The organism is Autumnicola patrickiae (genome assembly GCF_031846525.1).
In the GTDB taxonomy this organism is placed as follows: Bacteria; Bacteroidota; Bacteroidia; order Flavobacteriales; family Flavobacteriaceae; genus Autumnicola; species Autumnicola patrickiae.
Genome location: NZ_JAVRHM010000018.1, coordinates 48,195 through 66,908 on the forward strand (window position 1 = coordinate 48,195; position 18,714 = coordinate 66,908).

Below are 18,714 nucleotides of genomic sequence, written 5' to 3' on the forward strand. Positions count from 1 at the left end.
TGATGCAGTGCAATATATTATACTGAAAATTGCCATTTTAGAGGTGCCTCCAAAATGGCAACTTTCGACCTCCATTCCGACGGATGTCTAATTTTTTACAATGATTTTTTTGTTGTAAACCTTGTCGCTGGTATGGATTTTTACAATATAAACCGCGGTACTTACAGGCCTTATGATGGATAGATAGATTTCTCTTTCTCTTGAAGCTTCAGTAAAAGTTTCAATTTGCCTGCCGTTAAGTGTAAATATCCTTACTTCCTGGATTTCTTCTGCCCGCGGATTGTAAATTACCAGTTGCTTGCTGTCCAGGATATATTCTACTGAAATTCCAGGCAGATCTTTATTATTGTCATCTTTTGGATGTTCCTCGGGATCTTCATCGCTGGGATTATCATTACCTTCTTCAGGAAGTTCCTCCCCGGGATTTTCATCCTCTTCGGGAATTTCTTCTTCAACCTGTTCTTTTTTCTGAAATACAAGTTGATATTTTTCAGGATAATATCCTGCTTCTATACTGGCTTTGTATTCACTTTCCCTTATATCGTGATAGGTGCTATCTTCAGTATTTAAGAGGTAAATTTCCATTTCTTCAGGAATATTTTCAAGTTCTGCAATTTCAATTTTAAATTCACCTTCTTCAGCAGTTACAAGGCCTAACGGAAGAATCTGTTCAAGACCAAAATCTGCCACAGCCTGTATTACAAATTCTCCACCATGGATCATCCAGAACATATCTTCGGCATTATAATCCATCATTGGTGCGTCGTAGCCAAGATCGAATCCGTTTGTAGCCAATGGATCTGCAGCTACCAAAATCTGACGATAGTAGCCTTTTGGAGATTGAAAGTTTAATCTGATTTTTGGCCTGTCATCTTCAGGATCACTGGATTTTAATTCCTTCTGTGGATATAATGGTCTTAAAAACTGGGAATTGCCGTTAGAAGGATGTTTTCTTCCGTACAAACGCTGACTATTCTTAAACAAAACATCCCCGCCATGCACCGTGATATCCTGCGCTACAGTTTGATCCAGAATAGTATTTAAGAAGAAGCCCTGGCCGGCAGGAATTGCAGTTTTTGGTCTTTTTGAACCACCACGGTTACCACTATTATTTATCCGCCGGTCATTGGAGACTCCGGGAACTCCGCCGGTAAGATTATATGCAGCATATCCACCAACATATTCTGCCAGTACGTGAGTGTTTTCCTCCCCAAAATGATCCCAGAAGTATAGCGTTCCGTTAAATACATTTCTATTGTTCCGGCCGCCATTTACATCCCGAAGGTTATCCAGAATTAACTCCCTTGCGCTTATGGCAGAGGGATAAGGATTTCCTACCAGCCGGTTTTCATAGTCTGAAATTGTTGTTCTTATAGTTCCATTATTGGGTTTTCCCTGGAAAACATAATTCTGAAGTTCAGAAATACTGGCCGATCCTGAAGGTCCCTTCATTGTATAACCGGTCGCCGCCTCAAGAGGTGTATCAGCATTTATCGAATTCCACGCGCCATAAACATCGGCTGTACCATGAAATATATTTAACCAATAAGAGCTAATTCTCAGATTTCCGGAATAATTTCCCTCAGCAAAAGTATGGCTACTTCCAAAGGTAATTTCTTTGGGATTGCCTGCATCGCTCCCATCTCTAAGCACAGAAGCAATGGTAAACCCGGAGTTGTTGGAAGCTCCGGTTGTACTTACAGGAGAACTCCAGTAATTATAATTATAGCTGTTCTTCGTTCCTTGCTGGTCTTTTTGAATATATCCACTGCTTGAGGCGTCCAGCATACTACCTTCGGTTTGGATAAGTTGGGATTCCCCGTTAAGGTGGATATTCCCATCAAGTTTTAAATAATGTGTAACGGTGAGGGCATTTCCGGTGCCGATTCCGTTTCCATTATTTCCTGCACCATGATCGCCCTGCATATCTAAGGTTCCGCTATCAGAAAGAAGAGCAAGGACGGTGATGCTATTCGCATTGTTTGTGGTGGACGGATTTTCCAAATTGTGCTTAAGTTGTACAATATTCCAGTCGATTTTGCTCGTCGGATCAATTCCGGTGCTGTTTGGCGGTTCCCAAACGTCAGAATGTAACCAGGTTGTGTTGTTAAACCATTCTCCGTTTTTGTTCGATATATATGGTAATGGCGCTGTGTTTTGCTGGAGGCTTTGAATGTTTTTCAGATCTCCGTGAATGGAATTATTCGAGAGGTCTTCTGTTCTTCCGTTTATAAAAAGGTCGGGGTCTGCCAGTAATTGATAATATCCTGAAAGATCACTCCAGTTAAGATTTCCGGGAATGGCTACTTTATCTTTTAAAACTGAACCCTGAAGGCCGTCGTTGCCGACTTTCTCCAGACGCTGATTCATCATAAACCGGATTTGCTCTTCAGAAATTACTTTGTTCCAGACCCGTACTTCTTCAATCCAGCCGTGGAAATGATCTGTAGTAGCCGTACCAGTGCTGGAAGCAGGTGCCGCTCCAATTAAAAAGGAAGTTTGCAGGTCACCACTTTCAGAAGGGATTGCGTTATTGTTGGTTTGTATTTGCACGCCATCTACATATAATTTTAATTCTGAACCGGGAGTATAAACACCGGCAATATGAAACCACCTGTTGGTGTTCAGTCTGAAAGCAGACACCGCACTTTTATTACCAACGCCAAAGGAAGGAGAGCCGTTTTTAAGGATTAAATCGTAACCGATATTTAAATTTTCCGGATCGCGTTTCGAAATTATTGTGCGGGTTCTGTTTAAAGAAGAAGGTTTAACCCAGGCCTCCAGGGTAAAAGCCGACTGATTAAAATTATTGCTGTTCCTAAAATCTACATAATCGTCTACTCCATCAAAATCGAGTTGACTACAGGTCTCCGGGAATTGTACAATTATCGTTTGCTCAAGATCCTCACAACCGGTGGCGGGCGTAACCGTCCATTGCAGTTCGTAAGAAGTATTTGATTCTCCGCTAAAAACCGTATTGGGAAGGGAAGCATCTTCAAAACTTCCACCTTCGCCCGAGACAATACTCCACATTCCTGAACCAAGTTCAGCATCTACAGGTGCAGCATTTAGCGCTATATTGGTAATTCCGCATTGTTCTGGCATATTTACTTCTCCTGCATCTACAATAATTTCCGGAGGTTGAATGATTGTTATGTTTTGAGTAAGCGCAGCACAACTCGCATTGGAATTTACCAGGAACGTATAGCTTCCGGCGAAAAGTTCTGTTACCGTGAGCGTGTTTTCTGAAGTTTCTTCGGAAGAAACCACATCTCCCTCGCTGTTTAGCAACTGATAGCTGTAATTAGGTGTTGTTCCTTCAAGAATACCACCTTGAATTTCGATTGAAGCAGTGGCGTCGTTCCCGCCATAGCAGGTGACGTCTGTGGCCGAAAAGGATACAATTTCCAGCGGGCCAGGTTCTGCTATAATAATATTTTCTGAAGTTACAGAGCAGCCGTTGGCATCTGTCACAGTCACAAAAAAGTTATCTTCTTCCTGCAGTGCTGTTAATCTTGAAGCTATTTCTCCTGTTTGTCCATCACTCCATTCGATCGTATACGGTGCAGTCCCGTTACTGATACTTACTTTAACAGAGGCATCAGATCCTTCGAAACACAAAGGATTTGTTACTATAATCTCCTCAATAACCGGTGTTGGGTTTATCGTAATAGCAATGGTATCCTGAGTAGGTGCACAAATCTCCGGATCGTCTGAAGTCAAAATCAGAGACAGATTTCCGTTTGCAATTTCTTCAGTAGAAGGGGTGTAAATAGCATCTAAAGCGGTGGCATCAGGATGAAAACTACCATTTCCACCGGTCCATGTACCTGTACTTACAGAACCTTCAATTAATCCGTTTAGCTGTATTTCCGGACTTTCTGCACAAACTATTTTATCCTCACCTGCATTTACAATTGTTTGCGGGGAGATTAGAACTTCTGTGCTCAAAGTTCGCGGAGCACAGCCGTAAAAATCTGTCACCGTTAGTTCGTAAATTCCGGCATTTTCAGGGGTGACATCAGGAATTACCGGATTTTCTTCTTCCGAAGAGAAATTGTTGGGACCGGTCCAGTTATAGGTTATGGGTTCCCGTCCGCCTTCGAGGTTGGCAAATAACTGTAATTCGTCACCTTCACATAAAGGGCCGTTATTTTCCGGAGAGAATTCAAAGTCAATGGATTTAAATGCTGAAAATGAGATATCGTCAATTCCAAAATCGTTACCTCCCGCAGTGGGATTTTCATTAATAATCCTCAAAATAACATCGGTATTTGAACCTGAATTCCATAGTTCCGGATTATAGAAATTGATCCAGGTTCCCACAGGTACATTAGTTAAATCTCCCAGGGTGCTTTCTTCAGCAGGATTGGAACTTCCGGGAATTAGCACCTGCAGTCTTAACCTCGCCGGACTGGCAGGATTCACATTAGTGGTCCAGGCACTAAAATAATATTCGGTATCTGGAGTGATTTGAATCTCATTAGACTGCCAAACAACATTTCCTATAGATCTGTCCCCGTTAACAATCATAAAATTACCGCTGCCGCCATGGCCCAACCCGTAAAAATCGTTGTGATAATTATGGGCATCAGGCCCGATAGCATAGGTACCTTCAGGATACATTTCGCCTCTGGTGTTCGGCTGGTCGTTTACATAACTATAGATCGTGTTGTAATCATTTGTCCTTCCCTGCTCGAAATCACCATTTTCAATCAAATTTTCCGAAGGGGTTATCGAAGCCGAGGCAGAACAACCAAAGCTGTCTGTCACCATAACGGTATAAGTCGTGGCCAAATTTATTTCAACAGTTGAAGGATCATTATCTGCATCATTATCATTAAACTGAATCCCCTGTCCGGACCAATCATAATCCACGACATTGTCAACTCCTTCCACAGAAAGAAGAATGGTATTTTCTTTACCTTCTATGCCATCAAACGCACAATAATTCGCTTCTATACGTGGCTGCAGTTGATCTCTTACAATTACTTTGACTGAAGCACTGCCAGGGCAACCTGTCCCGGGATCTGTATAAGTGGCAGTATATACTGTAGTTTCGGAAGGAGTGAGGTTCTCCGGATTTTGGTCAGTAGAGGTCCAGTCGCTCGTGTCTGCAGTCCATGCAACAGTAGGGGCAACACTTCCATCCCCGGTAATACTTACATTGTCTATGGCCCAGTACCAGTCGCTGTCGGCATTATCATATCGGAATCTGATTCTAACGTTGCTGTAACCTGTTAATTGATTTACAGAATAAGTTCTTTGGGCAAAATTACCTGCAGTTCCTTCATTTGAAGTGTAATTGTCCAATTCCCTCCAACGACCATTATTAATAGAATATTCTAGATATCCAACGTCCCTGTAGCTGTATCGGCTGTTTGATCCGTCCCTGTAGTGGTGCCAGAATGTTAATTCCAGTGAGCTGTAACCTTCTGTACTAAAACCGGGACTTATCAATTGAACATCATTGAAATCTCCGGAGTTTGCATTACTATTAACCAGAAAAAACTGGCTGTTGTCATTAGAGTGGAAGTTTATGTTTTGATCGTTGCAGTTATACCACCATACTTCCCAGGGTTGACATTCGTACCTATAAGCGGTCGTACCATTAGGTGCTAAATTCCATCTCCTGCTTTCACTACCAGGTTGGGTAGTCCAGCCCTGGCGGCCATTGTTAAAATTTCCGTTTAGAAGTTCTAAAGGCAACGAGGAAGTAGTGGGAAAGGAAGTGGAGGAAAACAAATCCACATTCTCACCCGGGCAAATTTCTATTTGATCAGGAAACTGGTTACCTCCATCCTTAGAAACAAAAACTTCAGTGTCGGGGGAAGGAGTTACCGGAACAGTCACATTAAAGACTTTAGGATTTTCACAGTTATTGGAACTAAGGGTATATTTATAGGTTACACCCAAAGTCTGGTTGGTGGTATTCTCCAGAACTTCGTTTATAGCTCCTGTTCCTGTGGCAGCGGAATTACTAATTCCTGAAACTTCTTCACGGGACCAGCTAAAAACAGTTCCGCCGGTTTCACTTGTGGGGGTGTACTGAAATTCAATACCACTACAAACCGAAGGTGGAGAAAGACTACTGGTAAGAAGCGGAGTTGGGGTTACTGTGGTAGTGATTTCTGTAGTGCTTACACAACCTTCCGGACTCACCAAGGTGACTTCGTAAACCACCTCAATAGGATTTGTGGTTGTGTTTACGAGTACCTCACCTATATTTCCATTCGAATTATTTGCAGGGGTGGAAATTCCATTTATTTCGTCCCTGCTCCAGTAAAATTCCGTTCCGGGAACATCACTTGTGAATTCATAAATAAAGGCAGTTTCTGAACAGAAACCAGGAACCTGTGTGGGGCTGGTTAGAGTTGGTGTAGGATTTTCAGTAACTGTTACCGGCTCGATTACAGAACATCCGCTGCCTGTAGTAGCTTTTATGTAGTAAGTTCCCGGCCCCGCTGTTTCAGGATTGCTTAAAGAGGTGGTTGCAGTTTCATTTGTCCAATAGGAGAAATTTAATCCTGAGGTAGAACCTGCAGTAACTTCCGGAGCTGTTAAATCCACTTCAGCAGGGGAACATACGGCCTCCGGATTTGTGATTTCCAGTATTGGCTTTGGGTTTACTGTTACTGTTACGGTAATTGGCGTTCCGGAGCAATCGTTGGCGGTAGGAACTACTCTGTATTTTACTGTTGCCGGACTTGTGGTATTGTTTATTAACGTCTGTGAGATGCTGTCGCCACTCCCGTCTTCAGCTCCTGTAACGCTTCCTGCCGGGGAAATTTCGGAGACTGTCCAGTTATAATCCGTTCCTGAAACATTTCCGGATAAAGAAATGTTAGTTGTTCCTTCAGAACAAATTGCCTGGGTAGAAGGGGAGATGCTCACATTCGGGGTAGGGTTAACGGTAATCGAATAACTTACAGAATCTCCGGTACAGCCGTTGGCTTTTGGCGTGATCGTAATTTCTGCAGTTACAGGGCTGTTTGTATTATTTACAGGGGTAAAAGAAGGAATTTCTAAAGCTGCACTTCTGTTTGATAGTCCGATTTGCGCGCCGCCGGTGATTGCATAGGTAACACCTTCAGGAGAGCCGGTGAGGGAAATGGCATCGGCGGTAGTTCCGGTGCAATAGATCTGTGGTTCGGGAGCAATCACGGTGGGATTGGGTTTTACTTCAATTGTAAATGTTTCTACAATTCCGTCGCAACCGTTTGCTCTGGGCGTGACGCTAATGGTCGAAAAAATACTTTCGTCAGTAGTGTTTGTCGCTGTAAAAGCAGGAATGTTTCCGTTGCCCGATGTCCCAAGACCAATATTTGTATTGTCATTACTCCAGCTAATCGTGGTGCCGGTCACCGCGATTACGGAGAAAGTAACTCCGCTAATTTGCTCGCCGTCGCAAACCACAATATCTGCAGGGGTTGCAATAGTAGGCGTGGGATTAACAGTGATTGTGAAGCTGGTACTTTCGCCTTCGCAATTATTTGCCACCGGAGTAACATTAATAGTCGCAGTAGCAATTTCGCTGGTATTATTTATCCCTTCAAAAGCGGGAATCTGATTGCTTCCGCTGGCTGAAGTGCCAATACTGCTGTTGTTGCTCGTCCATTGGTAAGTGGTTCCGTCCACCGTACTCCCGTTAAAACCTATAGCTGAAATGGTTTCACCATTACAAACCACAATATCGTCTACCGGATTTACAGTAGGTTCGGGAATGAGGATTTTTTGAACTGCGGTGACTTTATTTTCCGAAGCATCTGTGAACGTCCAGGTTATATTATATTCGCCGTAGGTATCAAACTGCAAAGGATCTGTTGTAGTTCCGGTAATTTCAGCGTCGCAATTATCGGTGGTGGTAGGAAAATCCACAATTTCTTCTGAACAGCTCCAGGTAAGGTCCGGCAATTCTGGTATTTCTGGATCAATATTGTCTTCAACAGTAACCGTTGCAGTTTTTTTAGCTGAATTCCCATTAACATCTGTTACGGTTAGTTCTACGGAATTACTTCCAACATCATTACAGTCGAAATCTGTAATACTTAAAGAGCGGCTCTGAATTTGGCAATTATCGGTAGAATTATTGTCAATATCTTCGGCTGAAATTGTTGCGTTGCCGTTTTGATCGAGTTCAACAGTGATATTCTGAGTCAGAATAGTGGGAGCGATATTGTCTTCAACCGTAACCGTAGCAGATTTTTTCGCTGAATTTCCATTAACATCTGTCACGGTTAGTTCTACGGAATTGCTGCCAACATCACTACAGTCGAAATTTGTAATATTTAAAGAGCGGCTCTGAATTTGGCAATTATCGGCAGAATTATTGTCAATATCTTCGGCTGAAATTGCTGCGTTGCCGTTTTGATCGAGTTCTACAGTGATATTCTGAGTCAGAATAGTGGGAGCGATATTGTCTTCAACCGTAACCGTAGCAGTTTTTTTAGCTGAATTTCCGTTAACATCTGTCACGGTTAGTTCTACGGAATTACTTCCAACATCATTACAGTCGAAATTTGTAATATTTAAAGAGCGGCTCTGAATTTGGCAATTATCGGTAGAATTATTGTCGATATCTTCAGCTGAAATTGTTGCGTTGCCGTTTTGATCAAGTTCAACAATAATATTTTGAGTTAGAACAGTGGGAGCGATGTTGTCTTCAACAGTAACCGTTGCAGTTTTTTTCGCTGAATTCCCATTAACGTCTGTCACGGTTAGTTCTACGGAATTGCTGCCAACATCACTACAGTCAAAACTTGTAATAGGTAAAGACCGACTCTGAATTTGGCAATTATCGGTAGAATTATTGTCGATATCTTCAGCTGAAATTGTTGCGTTACCGTTTTGATCGAGTTCCACAGTAATATTCTGAGTCAGAACAGTGGGTGCGATGTTGTCTTCAACTTCTAAGGTAAAATTTTTGGTAGAAGAAGCATTTTCAGCATCGGTTACCGTTACAGAATAGCTTCCGGGGGAAAGATCATCGATATTTTGTGTTATGCGGGAAAAACTTCCCGGCCCGGTCCAGGAATAAGAGTATGGTTCAACGCCATTTGCAATGCTAATGCTTATGCTTCCATCGGAAGCATCGCTGCAGGATGGATTTTGCAAATTTGAAGTGGTAATTACGGGATCGGCAATCTTGTTTTCAGGCAAGAATGTTCCTGTCTGATTTAAATTATAATCAGAAACTTTACGCGGAGTGGAATTGGATGCCGGTAAAAGGAAAACTGCAAAAACAGCAAGAAAAATAAATATTCCTACAGCTTTTACCACAGGAGTAATTTTGCCCATACACAATTTGCTAAACACTTGAGCGGCAAATTTATACAAAATACGACAAAAGGTGTAAATCTAAGGTTAAAAATACTTTTTATATCCGATATTATAGGTTTTATGAAATAAATGTAAGTTTTAACCTACATATAGCTAAAATCGAAATTCTTTGCACTACATAAATATTAAAGGCCGATAATTGCCATTTTAGAGGTGCTTCCAAAATCGTAATTAACGGCCTTTATAAGTTTCGTAATCTGCTATTTTTCTACAATAATCTTTTTGTTATAGACTTTTTCGCCGGAATGGATCTTTACTATATAAACCGAGGTACTCACCGGTCGCATCAGGGTAAGATATATTTCCTCTTCTGTTGTGGCTTCGGTAAAAGTTTCTAGTTGTTGTCCGTTAAGGGTGAAGATTCGCACTTCATCAATTTTTTTAGCTCCCGGATTATAGATTACCAGTTGCTTTCTGTCTATTAGATAGTCCACGGAAATGGCTGCTGAATTTCCCTCATTTTCGTCTTCCGGATTTTCTTCCGGGTTGTCCGTATCAGGATTTTCATCTTCGCCAGGAACCTCCTCTTCAGGATTCTCATCCTCCTCCGGAAGTTCTTCAGGATTTTCTTCTTCAGCAGTTTCCGGTTTCTGAAATACTACTTCAAAACGATCATAATAATCCCCCGGTTCAATTTCCAAAATGAATTCAGAATTCCGGAGATCGTGATAATTTTCAGTAGATTTATCCCTGATATAAATTTCTACGGTTTCAGAAATATTTTCCAGTTCTTCAATAAAAATTTTGAACTCTTCCTGCTTTTCAATCCGTAATCCTATCGGCAGCACCTGTTCGGGGTTAATATGGCCAACACCCTGGATTACATATTCCCAGTCGTCGATAAGCCAAAACATATCTTCGGGGTTGTAATCGTTGAGGAGTGCATCATACCCAATGTCGAAACCATTGGTTCCATGCTGGTCTACTCCAAGAAGAATTTGCCGGTGATATCCTAAAGGGGATTGAAAATTCAATCTGATTCTGGATATTTCTTCTTCAGCTTTTGCAGATTTTTCCCGGATTTCCGGTTTAAGGAACTGCGAGTTTGATCCTTCTTTCCTGGATCTCCTTTGGCTGTTTGTAAACTTTATTTGACCGCCAGTTCCGTCCAAAGTCCCTCCTGAATTTGTATTCATTTGTGTATTAATGAAAAAGCCCTGTCCCACCGGAATAACGTTCCCGGGCCGCTTTAAACTTCCGGCGCCTGAGGCATTTATACGCTCATCTGTAGCAATTGCTGCGACTGAACCTACTAAATTAAGCACGGCATAACCTCCAACATATTCAGATAAAACATGGGTTCTTCCGGAGAAATGATCCCAGAAATATAAGGCTCCGTTAAACGTGTTTTTAGGACTCCTTCCTCCCTGAATATTCAGGTTGTCCAAAAAGAATTGATTCACGCTCAAACCTGAAGGATATGGGTTTCCTACAAGGTAATTTTGATTTGCACCAATTTCCAGCGTGATATCCCCGTTGTTCGGCTTTCCTTTAAAAACATAATTCTGCTCATCTGTGACTGCAACTTCTTCTTTACCGGAAGTGCCTTTCATAGTATAACCTTCTCCAACTTTTAATTGCGCATTACTGCCAATTTGCTCCCAGGCACTATAAGCATCTGCTGTACGGGCGCGAAATGTATTGATCCAGTAATTACTGACTTTTCTTGGTGTGCTAAAATCCCCATCGGCATACGTGTGGGAATTTCCGAAAGACATTGTTTTTCCGAAGTTATTGGTGGCAGAGCCATCCATCATTACTTCAGCAACGGTATAGACCCTGTCGTTTGATGCTCCCTGAGGAACTACCGGAGAACTCCAGTAATTGTAATTATAACTGCTGGCGGTTCCCTGTTGCTCACGTTCCAGATAACCGCTAATAGTATCTGCAAGAATGCTACCTTCTGTCTGGAGAAGTTGTGATTCTCCGTTGAGGTCTATTACGCCGTCAAGGTCCAGATAATGAGTAACGGTAAGGCTGTTACCTTTAGAATTGTTGCTTCCCAGCATATCTACAACTCCGATTTCTGAAATGAGGAGACCAAGAACGGCAATCTCTGAATTATTGGAGTTTATGTTGTGATCTGCTTTAACGATGTTCCATGAGATTTCGTCTTCGTTTATGCCTTTTGCATTTGGTACATCCCATACCTCCGGCTCCTTCCAGGTAGTTTTGGTTCTCCAACTGCCGTTAGCAGCAGATTCATAAGGGAGAGGTGCCGAATTTTGCTGATTGGTTAGGATATTTTTTAAGTAGCCATCAATTCCGTTTGAAGTAAGATTGGTTGTTACTCCGTTTTGCACTTCAGCTGAGATCATCCTGTAATAGCCCAAAAGTTTGTCCCACGTGATATCCGGAACATCCAGGGGAATAATTTCACCTTTAACCAGGGATCCGTTGCTTTTGATTCTCTGGTTCATCATAAATCTCAGCTGCTCTATATTTAAAGCGGTATCCCAAATTCTTACTTCTTCAATCCAACCTTTAAAATAACTCTTCGGAAGAACAGGTGAAGATGGATCGTACATAGCTCCTATTAGCATAGGTGCAGTAATTATATCAGGACTGGCGGTGGTGGTTTGAGTTTTTATTTTAATTCCGTCTACATAAAGTTGAATTTCAGATCCGGTGTGAATGGCAGCAAGATGGTACCATCTCTCTGCGGCTACTTTTTCTGCAGCCATTACAGAAATGTTGTTGAACCTCACGGCAGGATAGCCATTACTGATTACAAGATCATACCCGCCGGAGGAAAGATCATTAATATTTCGTTTTGCAATAATTGTTCTTATACCATCAACAGCATGAGGTTTCACCCAGGCTTCCAGCGTAAAAGTGCCGGAAGAATTGATCAAATTATAATTATTTCCGAAGTCCACGTAATCATCCTGTCCGTCAAAATCCAGTTTGCTGCAGGACTGCGGAAGCGCAATAATAATGTTATCCTGAAGCTGCGGACAGGCGGTTACTGGTGTCACTGTCCACTGAAGTTCGTAGTTAGAATTCGGCCGGCCTGTAAAATAACTATCTGGCAGGGAAGGATCCTGAATAGAACCGCCTTCACCTGAAATGATACTCCACATCCCTGTGCCCAAAGCCGGATCTACCGGAGTAGCGTCAAGCTTTATTGAGGTGATTCCACATTCTTCCGGCACAATAGGTTCACCCGCTTCCACTATTATTTCCGGAGGTTGAGTAATCGTTAAATTTTGAGTTAAAGCAGAGCAACTGGATTGGGAGTTGACCCTGAAAGTATAATTCCCGGCGGATAAATTGGGAATTGTCATAGCGGGCGTCTCAATATTATCCTGGGAAAATACTACGTCTCCAAGATTATTAAGTAGTTGGTATTTATAGTTTGCAATAGCACCGGTGAGGAAACCACCTGTTACTTCTATGGTGGCGGTAGCGTCTTCACCGCCGTAGCATTGCGGTTCTGTAAAAGAAGTCGATGTAATTTCCAGAAGACTGGGTTCTTCAATTAAAATATTTTCTGAAGTTAGGCTGCACCCGTTTACATCTGTAACAGTTACAGTTAATGCATCGGCTTCATCCAGAGTTGTTAAACCTGTGGCAACTTCGCCTGTTTGTCCGTTGCTCCATTCAAATGTGTAAGGAGGCGTTCCGCTGCTAACAAAAACTTTAGCAGAGCCATCGTTGCCCGCGTAACATAAAGGAGAGTTAATTTCTATACTATATATAACTGGAGTTGGATTAATGGTAATTGTAATACTGTCCTGAACCGGCTCGCATGGCGCAGTTGGAGTGTTCGAAGTCAGAATTAAATTTACAGACCCTGCTGTGATTTCTGCTTGAGAAGGTGTATAAATTGTATTAAGGGAAGTAGGTGAGGCAAAGCGGGAATTGTCCCCGGCTTCTGTTTGCCAGAATCCGGTGGTTGTAGATCCGGAAACCGTTCCAATCAGGCTTATTTCTGAAGCCTCTGCACAAATTACCTGATCTTCACCAGCGTTCACTAAAGTTTCAGGAATAATATCTACGGTTGTAATTTTTTCGGTGTCGGAGCAGCCGTAAAAATCATTTATGGTAAGCCTGTAGTCTCCTTCATTATCCATAGAAGTCACTTCTATAACAGGATTGGCTTCATTTGAAGTGAAACCGTTTGGGCCGGTCCAGGTATAAGTAATTGGGTCGCGGCCACCTTCTAAGTTTGCGAACAATTGTAGATTGCCTCCTTCACATACAGGACCAGTGTTTGTGGGATTAAATTCCAGTTCTACCGCATTGAGTTCAGCAAACGAAATGTCATCTAGTCCAAAATCATTCCCCTGATTGTATGTGTTGTCATTAATGATCTGTAAACGGGCTTCAGTGTAAGAACCGGAACTCCAAAAGGTAGGGCTATAGAACTGAACCCATTCTCCCGGAGGTACTCCTCTGTTCTCCTGAGCATTCCATAAATCGGCTAATGTAGATTCCGCAACCTGAACTTCAATACCGTTTGCATCTCTGGCAAATACCAGGATTCTTAGCCGGGCAAAATTCCGTTCTTCAGTGACATAATCTGTATCAATATTCATGGTCCAGGCACTAAAATAATAATCCCTGTTCATATTGACTTCAAAGAATTGGGTTTCCCAAACCACTTTTCCCTGATTTACATCTCCGTTTACTATCATAAAATCACCTGTACCTGTGGTGTGATCCCCTTCCGTTGTAAAAGCCCAGTGGTATTTATTTGCATTATCGTCAATTGCGTATATCCCTTCTACGTAAAACTCTTCCTGAAAGTTAGCAATGTCTGTTCGATATCCATAAACTGTATTAAATCCTGTATTGCCCTGTTCAAAATCGCCATTCGGTACTAAATTCCCGGAAAGGCTTAAAGAAGTGGTGTTAGTACAACCATTAGACCATACTCTTAAAGTATATTCCTGTGCGGAATTGACCTGGATACTTCTGGTGTTGCCATAATATTCTCCTAGCGTTGTCCATTCATACCTGTCATAGGCGCTGTCTGCAGAGAGAGTAATAGTATTAGCCTGGGTAGATCCACAAAAGTCTGCGATTATTCTCGGCTGGGGCACATCTTTCATCTTAACAGTTACAGAGCTGGTACCATCACATTCAATACCCTCATAAGAATAGGTGGCGGTAAAAGTCGTTTCTTCATTTACTGGTCCAACAGATTTAGGATTTGCTTCATTGGAAGACCACTCCGGATCTGTTGAGGAAGTCCAGGTGACTTTTGGACCGGAACTACCTTCACCTTCTATTTTTACGTTACTTATTATCCAGAAATTTTCGCCGGAATAGTTATTACTAAATGCAAAACGAAGTCTTACATTGGGCTGATTACCTTCAATCGTTATTTGTTGCCCGTTAGGTGTCCTCCCTTCGACGAATTCACTTTTAGATCCTAAAATCCCTTGATACGACACTCTTGTAGTCCATGTGTTTCCTCCATCAAAAGAAACCTGAAGTTCTGCTTTCTCTCCATCGGGATTATCTCCGTTTCTGTAAGCGTGCTGAAAAGACAATGTGGCATCTGAATAGCCCACCGTACTAAAACTGGGGCTTATTAAGGAGGTATTTTGGTAAGGCTTATATGAGCTTGGTGTCGCAATTCCGAAGAATGGGTTATTGCCAGAGGGATAATTGAAATAGTGCAATCCGTAATATCTGTTATTTGGGTCTGGTCCATCTCCATTAGGATAATCAGCCCTGTATCCAGGATCACCATTGCTAAGCACTCCCCATTGGGTTCCCACACTGTTTACAGAACTTGTAGGGGTGCTCCATTGATCGCGATCACTTGTATTTGAAAAATCCCAGGCTTTAATAATACCAGTTTGTGGTGCTTGCTGGGTTTCACCATCTAGAAGACCTTCAGGAACATTGGAAGTAGAGTATAAATCCACAAAACTCCCTCCGGGACATATTTCGATTTGTTCAGTTTTATCTGTAGTCCCCTCCAGAGCTAGTGTTGTTTCTACTATTGGTGCAGGTTGTACCAGCACTGGTATATCATAAGGTGTAGGGTTTGAACAAGTTGAAGCATCTACGTAAATTTTATAGAAAACAGTAATAGCTTCTGATGTAGTATTAATTAATCTTTCATTGATCGCTCCAGTGCTACTTTTAGCAGGATTATCTAAACCCTGAACAAATGGACGTTCCCAACGGAAACTTGCACCCGGTGCGGTGCTTTGTGGACTAAAATTGAAGTTATCTCCTCCACAAATTATAAAAGGAAGTTCATTTTCCGGGGGAAGGTTGGTTAATCTTGGTGCAGGATATATATTAACTTTCAATACTTCTTTCGTAATACACCCACTGATAGAAGTTAAGGTAATTTCATAAGTAATTTCAACAGGAGAACCGGAGGAGTTGTTTAATACTTCATTTATAGCATCCTCGCCGGAACTGGTAGAATTATCGGAAATAGACGGATGAGCAAGCCTTGTCCATTTTATACTTTCAGTAGTAGTTGCGTCAAACTGGAAATTGAATGGTTGTTGTGAACAAGTGGCGACTGCTCCTGAAGGTAGATTTACTGCCGGAGAGTCTTCAACAGTAACTCCGGTTTCCATAAAGCAACCAGAAGTGTTTGTTCCGCGAATGGTGTAGGTTCCTGCGGAAACATTTGTTGGGTTTTGTACTGCGGTACCGTTCTGGAAGTAGGTAAAAGTGAGTCCGCTACTGGAATTGGTTGTTAACTGCAGGCCGGTGAGATCTGTTGGTGAACAGAGAACATTTTCAGTTGAAAAACTAAAGGTAGGATTCGGGTTTACCGTAACCACTAAGGAAACAGGAGTTCCTGTACAGCCATTGGCTTCAGGAGTGATCTTGTAAATAACCTGTTTTGCTTCCGTAGAATTATTTATTAACTCCTGAATAATTTTGTTGTTTCCGTTTTGAACTTCAGCCAGGCTTAGAGTGCCTGCAGTCGCACCTTGTATGCTACCGGGATTGTCGACAGTCCAGGAATAACTGGTACCGGTTACAGCACCTGTAAGGGAAATATTAGTGCTTTCGCCGGAGCAAAGAGACTGGCTGGAGGGTGTAATATTTATATTAGGAGTAGGATTAACTGTGATCTGATAAGTTACAGGATCTCCTGTACAATCATTGGCTGTAGGTGTGACCGTTATTTCTGCAATTATTGGGCTGTTGATGTTGTTTACGGGAGTAAAAGCAGGTATTTCCAGTACTCCGGTTTTATTAGAAAGTCCGATTGTAGAGCCGCCGGTAATGTTATACTTTACTCCATTAGGAGAGCCGGTAAGAGGAATGGCAGTAGTAAGGATTCCGTTGCAGTATACCTGGTTTTCAGGAGCAGTAAGGGTGGGATCTGGTTTTACTTCAATAGTGAAAGTTTCTTCAATTCCTTCACATCCATTAGCTGTAGGAGTCAAAGTAATAGTAGCGAAAATACTGGAGCTGGTAGAGTTGTTTGCTGTAAAAGAAGCAATATTGCCGCTGCCGGAAGCGGCAAATCCTATAGCAGGATTATCGTTGGTCCAGCTAATTGTGGTGTTAGCAACCGATACTGCCGAGAAATCCATTTCCTCAACAACAGCACCGTCGCAAACTACGATATCTGCAGGTTTTGTAATGGTTGCAGTGGGATTAACTGTAATTGTGAAACTTTTACTTTCCCCTTCGCAATTATTGGCAACCGGAGTTACAGTAATCGTAGCAGTAATTACTTCATTCGTGGTATTTCTTGCTTCAAATGAGGTTATTTGATCACTGCCGCCGGCCGGGGTACCGATGTTCACATTATTGCTGGACCATTCGTAGGTTGTTCCGTTTACGGTGCTTCCGCCAAAAGTGATAGCCGGGATTGTTTCTCCGTTGCAAATCACAATATCATCAACCGGACTTACAGTAGGCTCCGGAATTATGATTTTCTGTTCAACGGTAATATAATTGTCCGATTCATCTGTAAATTTCCACGGAATAATATAAGTTCCGAAAGTATTATACTGAAGCGGAGCATCGGTAGTTGCCGTAATCACTCCCGAACAATTGTCGGTGGTTGTGGGAATTTCAACATCTTCTGAACAACTCCAGGTAATATCCTGAAGAACTGGTGTTAAAGGATCTATGTTATCTTCAACAGTTACAGTTGCGGTCTTGCTCGCGGGATTATTTTCAGCATCAACAACAGTTAGGGTAACGGTATTTGAACCGATATCGCTACAGTCGAAATTTTTGATATTTACAGAGAGGTCCTGAATTTGGCAATTATCGGCAGATCCATTATCAATATCTGAAGGAGCAATTATCGCCTGCCCATTCGCGTCAAGCTGAACGGTAATATTTTTGGTTAGAACTGTGGGAGCAATTTTGTCTTCAACAGTCACAATTGCGGTCTTGCTCGCGGAATTATTTTCAGCATCAACAACAGTTAGGGTAACGGTATTTGAACCGATATCGCTACAGTCGAAATTTTTGATATTTACAGAGAGGTCCTGAATTTGGCAATTATCGGCAGATCCATTATCAATATCTGAAGGAGCAATTGTCGCCTGCCCGTTTCCATCAAGCTGAACGGTGATATTTTTAGTAATTACTTCAGGCTTAACATTGTCTTCAACAGTAACCGTGGTAGTTTCCGAAGCTGAATTTCCATTTATATCAACTGCGGTAAGGGTAACCGTATTTTGGCCAATATCGCCACAATCAAAATTTTCCTTATTTAAGGAGAGGCTTTGAATTTGGCAATTATCGTCAGAACCATTGTCAACATCTGAATCAGCAATTGTCGCCTGCCCGTTTGCATCGAGTTGAACAGTAAAATTTTTAGTGAGGACTGTTGGGGCAATGTCGTCTTCAACTTCTAAGGTGAAACTTTTAGTGGTAGAAACATTATCTTCATCTGTTACCGTCACAGAATAGCTTCCGGGGGAAAGACTATTAATATCCTGTGTTGTACGGGAAAAGCTACCCGATCCGGTCCAAGAGTAGGAATAGGGTTCAACCCCATTAGAAAGTTCAATGTTTATATTCCCATCCGAAGCATCACTACAGGTGGGATTCTTTATTTCGGTAATATTAATTGCAGGACTGGAGGATTTACTTTGCGATAAAATAGTTCTTGTCCGGTTGAGGTCATTAAAAGAAACTTCACGGGGAGTGGAATTGGAGGCGGGTAAAACAAAAACAGCAAAAACTGCAAGAAGAATTGATATTCCTACAGCTTTAACTATAGGGGTAATTTTGCCCATACGCATGTAAATGTTAATTACAGCGTTAAATCTATGAATATAACCGATTAAATACCTGATTTTAAGACAAAATACAAAGGTTATTTGTTGTAAAGTTATAAATAATCGACAAAGGATTTATTACTTAAATTTCGCGTAAGAAAAATCTTATTTTTATTATTATTTTAACAGGAAGTTA

2 protein-coding genes are annotated in these 18,714 nt (G+C 41.8%); both read right to left on the minus strand.

The genetic code is table 11. The features are described 5' to 3' along the window. Positions 1–87: 87 nt before the first annotated feature. Positions 88–9,297 (minus strand): DUF8693 domain-containing protein, encoded by a 9,210-nt coding sequence (locus RM549_RS14660; protein ID WP_311686138.1) that lies wholly within the window; start codon positions 9,295–9,297, stop codon positions 88–90. A gap of 242 nt (positions 9,298–9,539) precedes the next feature. After that, positions 9,540–18,536 (minus strand): DUF8693 domain-containing protein, encoded by an 8,997-nt coding sequence (locus tag RM549_RS14665; protein ID WP_311686140.1) that lies wholly within the window; start codon positions 18,534–18,536, stop codon positions 9,540–9,542. Between the last annotated feature and the right edge of the window lie 178 nt (positions 18,537–18,714).

What these genes read in the sequence shown, in the direction of transcription:
- RM549_RS14660 (WP_311686138.1), bottom strand. Translation starts at nt 9,297, where the DNA reads ATGGGCAAAATTACTCCTGTGGTAAAAGCTGTAGGAATATTTATTTTT.
- RM549_RS14665 (WP_311686140.1), bottom strand. Translation starts at nt 18,536, where the DNA reads ATGGGCAAAATTACCCCTATAGTTAAAGCTGTAGGAATATCAATTCTT.